Here is a 302-nt window from a genome sequence, read left to right as displayed (position 1 = left end):
GGCTCTGTGACGAAAAAATTTTCCAGTGTCCGGGCAAACTCTCTGGGAGAGGATTCCAGTCCCGGCCGATGGAAGTGCTGCTGAATGGTATCACGAGGTGATAGATGAGGCATGTCCGAAGTGAGCAATCGGATCCATGCCGCATCGCTCAGCTTTTCTGCATGATCTGCAATGGACGAACGAACGGTATAGCTCTCTATGAGCCTTCCTTTTTTATACCATAAATCTAAGCCCTGCTCTTTCCGGCGCTGCAGCACAGCTTGCAGTGCTTTGCTTTTGATTCTGGCTGGATCCATCGCGGG

1 protein-coding gene is annotated in these 302 nt (G+C 51.3%); it reads right to left on the bottom strand.

Annotated elements, in window-relative coordinates; all coding sequences use genetic code 11:
• Positions 1–302: hypothetical protein (locus P0G09_RS18655; protein ID WP_275253417.1), on the bottom strand; the 302-nt coding region annotated here is incomplete at both ends.

This window comes from Faecalibacterium sp. DFI.5.82 (genome assembly GCF_029076575.1).
GTDB lineage: Bacteria > Bacillota > Clostridia > Oscillospirales > Ruminococcaceae > Faecalibacterium > Faecalibacterium duncaniae.
This window is presented reverse-complemented; position numbering and strand designations above follow the sequence as displayed.